The 6412-nt window shown below is 45.6% G+C and carries 1 protein-coding gene; it reads right to left on the bottom strand.

From position 1 onward, the window contains the following. Positions 1-136 precede the first annotated feature (136 nt). Positions 137-6334: a PKD domain-containing protein gene (locus HF974_03695; protein MBC2697442.1), complete on the bottom strand. Its 6198-nt coding sequence runs from the start codon at positions 6332-6334 to the stop codon at positions 137-139. Positions 6335-6412 lie beyond the last annotated feature (78 nt).

The following is a 6412-nucleotide window of genomic DNA, read 5'->3' as shown; positions in this document are numbered from 1 at the left end:
CTGCGTAAATCAGTGTAAATCTGCGTCTTAAAAATAACTGGGAAATGGAACAGTGTCAGATAATATATCTAGCGATATTGTATGGTTGACTCGACACTACTATCCAATATCAAGTTATTCTCATGGGGCAGGGGATTTAAACCCCCCGCCTCCTGAAGCCTATATAGATAGCACCGGCTGCCAGCACCACGATCAGCATTCCAAGAAAATCAGCCCCTGAGAATGACATCGGTCCCGTATCTGATGGCTGGGCGCTCTCATCCTGCATCTCGTATCCTTCCACGTAATCGCTTGGATTGCTCGAACCTTCACCACCGGCACCTGAATCCTGAATCAACTTTGTATCCAGACCAGCGCCTGCACCTGCATCCGTACTTTCATTGCCAGTTCCGCTATCATGAAGCCTCCGCCATGCGCTACTACTGCTGTCGTCATTGATGGTTTTAGTCACAGGTTGTTCTGTCTGCCGTCCTGTGGCTTCATCCATCAGCTGGCGGTACTTTTCGATATCCTCTGCACTTAAACCGGGGACAGACAACATGCCGCTGATGTATTTATCAAGCAAGGGGTTGCCACAGGTGTGGTGGCAGCAGATGACGCCGTTGTCTGCTACGGATTCCACGTATTCGCGTACGAGGTTTTCAACTACGTTTGGATCCGATGTTGTCCAGTAGCCTTTGTGGACCGCTTCAAGCATTCTGGCGTTCATGGACTGGCGTGCCCATGGATTCTCCTCATCGAACCAGTCTTCCAGCCCGAGGTCATACTTATCCGTGACATAGACATCATAGAACTCTTTCCACATATCGTCAGTGATCTCGTCAGGAAGCGTGACCGCCAGACCCCAGAAGTCTTCCAGCACACTATCGATCTCGCTTGCCCCTGCATAATCATGCAGCATCATACCTTTGATCCATTTTTCATTAAAGTATTTGGCACGCAGATCCCTTGCAAGGAATTCAGCAAAGGTCTCTACCACCGCATTGTCTGGATCCTTGAGATTAACGATGTACATCTGCGGAGTCGTTCCGGAAACTTCCCTTACAGCCATACCAAATCCTCCGAAGAACTCATAGACATGGTCAAAGACCACGCTGCCACTGCCCCGGCCATCATTGCCGCTGCGGCTGAACAGGACGGCATCAGTATCAGAAAGCACCTGTCTGAAAACGTTGCCATCGAGATTTCCCCATATACTGTCACCATATGCATAACTCATAGAGTCAATGTAAAGATTGGCAAGTTTACTTTCCTCTTGCCATGTACCACTGGCACTCACAGCTTCCCGGAATCCTCCAGCTCCCCAGCTTCCTTCATCAGGACCAAATACCCTGCATCCGGATAGCCTCCTTGCCTCATCTTCGGTATAGTTGTTAGTTTTCATAAGGGCTATATATATTGCCTCAGAGTTCTCTTTGACATAATTGTCGTATGTGGAATTGTCTGCCTGTGCTGCCAGCCGTGCACCCCTGTCCATCAACTGGACCTGCCACTTCCAGTTGTCACGATATATTCCAGTCATGGTGACCACGACATCGATCCTGGGTCTTTTAAGTTCATCTTCCGGGATCAGCTCCACACCAATAACCTTTCCCATCGAATCCCATGTAGGTTTCACTCCCATCATGTAGAGTATCTCGGATTCCATGACACCTTTGTGCCTGAAGGATTCGCCAGACCACAGCACAAAACCAACCTTTCTGGGATATTCTCCGTAGGTTTGGTTCCATTCGATGAGGAACGCATCCACCAGTTTCGTACCGACATTCCATGATTCTTTTGTTGGAACAATGTTCGGATTGAATGCATAGAAGTTCTTTCCGGTGGGTAGGACCTCCGGACTTCTCAATGGGTCATCTCCAAGAGCAGGCGGAATATATTTCCCATCCAGGGCATCGATCATCGCAGGGATCTCAATGATACATCCCCTGATGTTCTCAGCATACCGGATAGCAAGGTTGAGGTCCTCCACAACCATCATCTGTTCATCAGAGAGACGCTGTATTAAAACAACATTGCACTCTGGCACAATATTTCCTGTTTCGTTTGAATATATATTGCCAGTAACTTGTCCAAGGAGAGAATTAAGGTTCAGTGCTTCACCCCTTTCATCCTTCTCCATATTAATATCAATATTGTTGGCTGTCCCGTCCTTGATCTCAACGTTCTTCGTTGCAATGTACCAGCTATCTCCATACTTGGAAACACTATGATAAAATGCGGTTACAACATATTTTCCATCAGGCAGGTTTGAGAATGTGTAATTACCTGTTGAGTCACTGATACTAACTTCAAGAATATTGTTATCTTTCTGGACCACGACCGTTGCATTAGGTACCTCCAACAGAGGCCCCATTGGACTGTAGGTAATATTTCCAAATATTGTGCCTGCACCAGTAGGTTTTGAAATAGGGGGATTGTTCTCTAACAGCTCAATAATATATTCAAGTTCAATATTTCCTGTACCTGTCGCATTTTTTGAAAGGTTCAACCTTACACCGGACAGTGCCTGACCGTCTTGTATTGTAATGTACTCATTTCCGGTCAGCCAGCCACCATCAGTTTCTTTTAATGCATAGAGTGCGTATTTTCCATCCTTTACCATTGAGAAATTATATTCCCCGGATCCATCGCATGTGGTATTTGCAATGAACTCTCCTGATGAATATGTGATATTGAACCGATCAATTAGCAGATCCATTGGATCAGTTCCATTGACCAGGACATCGTCCAGGAGATCGTCAAGCAGATTCGGTGAATGTGCAGGACTCAGGTCATCCGGATCTTCACACAGGTTTGCCGCAGCAATATGCTCTCCAAAATTCCCACCGAGCATTGATTTCACCATGGCAATAAGCCCTTCATCATCCATCTGTTCTCCAAGGATATGCAATCCATACGGCATGTATTCACTTGCGATCTCATGCAAATAGTCATGCACAGGACCGTATAGAATAAAGTTGTCAAACTCGGTTTCATTCATCTCCCACAGATCATCATCAGATACATTGAACTCATGTTCAAAGTTCAGGTCAGCGTATATATCTATGATCGATTTCTTGTATTCGGCTGCTAAATTCTCATCTTCTTCTGTCTCGTAATAGTGCATCTTATCATGCAGAAGAGTGAGATTCCCGTAGAGTCCTGCACTCATGATCGCAGGAGTTGCATGGTCCACCATAACAGCGTTACCTCTCCTCTTTGCCATTATACCTTCTCCGATACCGCCTACCTCATAGAGGTATACCACAGGCATGTCCTGGATCAGGATCGCAGGCCAGCATGTCTTTATTGAAAGACTTGTACCTTTGCCCTGCAGCCATTCCTGTGTCCCATGCCGTCCAAAGTGAACAATGGCATCCGCATCATATCCGTTCTTAAGCCATAGGTAGAATGCAATGTACTGGTGAGATGGAGGCATTGTCTGGTCATGGTACAACAGGGTATCATTCTGTGAGAAGCCTCTTGCAGCCTGGGGCGCAATAAGAATGTTCCCGACCGTGATCTTGGGGATAACAAAGTATTTACCACTCTCATTCTCATAAACCATAGCCTGTCCGGGAGGCTCACCCCATGTATCGATCACACTCTGCCTTGCTTCAGGTTCTATTTCATTGAACCACTCCATGTACGTCTCGACAGGCAGGAGTTCAACATCATAGTTCTCTACCATATTCCTGAGCTCACCAGGTGCCCATACCCCGATATTTCTGCCCTGTTGCAGCACGAGCTGCAAAAATTCGGACCTGTTCGGTTGCATTCCGTCAAGGTCGTATCCGCTTTCGTTCATCGCATCCAGCAGGTTCGGTATGCTGGGAACAACATCAAGATTACCTGCGACCATTGCCCCGGCTTTACCGTGAGCGTAGTATATGATTGCAACTTTCTTTTCCTCATTATCGATACGCTGCAGATCCATCCATCGTATCGTTCTGTCGATCATCCAATCTATCTGGTAGTCGATCGGTTTGAGCACCCTTGCCTGGAGTGTTTCATCGTATTCCTTTCCGCCAACTACTATGGATTCGATCTCGCCGCCTATCTCCATGATCGGTATCTGGTACTGGAACCAGCAATCCTGGCCTGTGCTGGAATTTTCCCATTCCTTGATAGTACCTTCATAGACGATCCCATTGATAACAGGCACATTCGCTTCCTGCAGATATTCAGTATTCTTTACAGCAGAAGACATTATCCACACACCCTTCCCAAGATCTATGAATGCGTTCACTTTCCATGTATCATCGTTCTTGAAGAAGCTGTAAGAATCATCTGTAAACATGACTGATGGTAAATAAGCAGGGATTACGTTAATTCCTCTGGCTTCCAGTTCTTTTATAACGCTTTTCACCACATTGTCGCATATCTTCTCATCCCATGATTTGAAGAACGTGACCCCGACCGTGTAATTGTCAGGATTATAGACATGGTGAGTACCATCATTTGTTTTATACCATTCCAGATATGAACCCAGGTCCTCAAAAAGGTCATCCGCATCCGGGTGGCATATAGCAACCTCTGGCATTTCCGACGGTGCCTCGATCTCGATCTCACTATCATATTCACTGAAGGGCTTTGAAAGATTTACCACTGAAAGATACGTGATCAGACGGTTGATATTTCCATCGTATCTCACGTCCCAGTAATCCGCAAGATATGGATGTCCTGTATGATTGACGGTCCCTACACCATAGTTCCAGTCAACCACATGAGCTTCATCCGTTTTATTTTGCATCATTTCGAGTATCTGGGGCTTCAGGTTCGCCCCCATAAAGCTCATACCACCTTTTCTGGTTATGAATATGATGTCATATTGACTTAGATCGATGCTATCATTAAAAGGACTGAAAAGGGATTCAACCGTATCCAAACGGTAAGTTCCGTACACATCGATATTGTCCATACCCATTTCTGCAACCGTTTTTTTCACCCTGCAGGTATCGTCAGCACCTATTACCAGAAATACGATGCTTTTATTTTTATAAACATCAGGCAGCCTTGTGGTGATGTAATTATCCTTAACCTCAATAGCAGTGCCATTTACATTGGTCGCGGTCAGTGTTACTGAATAGGTTCCCACACTATTGTATGCATGGATTGGGTTGGATTGCGTGGAGTTTTCTCCATCTCCAAAGTCCCATAACCACGAAGTAGCATTTGTTGACCCATCAGTGAAGGCCACGTTCAGTGGTGCATCCCCTGATGTGACATTTACCGTAAAAGCGGCTATCGGAAGTGACAGCACTGGTGGTACTGGTTGTTCAGATGCCTGTTTCAGCAGAGCAACGGTTACATCAGAACAATTCTGTGCAGAACCTCCCATCGGTGTCGAAAGTGTCTTTCCGGAAATGGAAGCTCTTTGCAGTAAAGATAATACTGGATCCTGTGTGCCGGGATCTGCGAAGCCAAGTGTCAAATTAGCGTTGACAATATCCTGACCATTATCGATCACAATATCGGATTCGACCATAAGCCATTTACCACCCATGTCAGGGGTGTATTTCAGGGCAACAAGCTGGTAATTTCCATTTGGAATATCAGTAAAAGCATAATTCCCATCGACATCACTGGTTGTGTTTGCAACCAGTCCGGATCCGGTTTTAAGCACAACGGTTACATCAGAATAATTCTGTACACCCCCTCCCATTGGTGTCGAAAGTGTTTTTCCGGAAATGGATGCTCTTTGCAGTAAAGATAATACTGGATACTGTGCGCCTGGATCTGCGAAGCCAAGTGTCAAATCAGCATTGACAATATCCGTACCATTCTCGATCACAATATCGGATTCGGCCATGAGCCATATACCCTCACCACCCATGGCAGGGATGTATTTAAGGGCAACAAGCTGGTAATTTCCATTTGGAATATCAGTAAAAGCATAATTCCCATCGACATCACTTGTTGTGTTTGCAACCAGTCCGGATTCGGTTTTAAGCACAACGGTTACATCAGAACAGTTCTGTGCAGCCCCTCCCATCGGTGTCGAAAGTGTCTTTCCGGAAATGGAAGCTCTTTGCAGTAAAGATAATACTGGATCCTGTGCGCCGGGATCTGCAAAGCCAAGTGTCAAATTAGCATTGATAATATCCGTACCATTCCCGATCACAACATCGGATTCGACCATAAGCCATTTACCACCCATGACAGGGGTATATTTCAGGGCAACAAGCTGGTAATTGCCGTTTGGAATATCAATAAAAGTGTAATCTCCATAGGCATCACTTGTGGTGTTTGCAACCAGTTCCATTGTTATTTCTTCTGCCGATACAACTTGTGCAAATACTAAAATAAGCAATGCACTTAAGACCAATAAATTACTTTTGACATCACGCATGTTGTTCACCTTGACAATGTGCACGACATCCCGGCTTATTTGCCTGGCAGCAGGACCGGGATGTCAAACATTTTATTG

The sequence above is a fragment of the ANME-2 cluster archaeon genome (genome assembly GCA_014237145.1).
Classification (GTDB): domain Archaea; phylum Halobacteriota; class Methanosarcinia; order Methanosarcinales; family Methanocomedenaceae; genus Methanocomedens_A.
The sequence above is the reverse complement of the archived record's forward strand: the minus strand, read 5'-3'. Positions and strand labels throughout refer to the sequence as shown.

What these genes read in the sequence shown, in the direction of transcription:
- HF974_03695 (MBC2697442.1), bottom strand. Translation starts at nt 6,334, where the DNA reads ATGCGTGATGTCAAAAGTAATTTATTGGTCTTAAGTGCATTGCTTATT.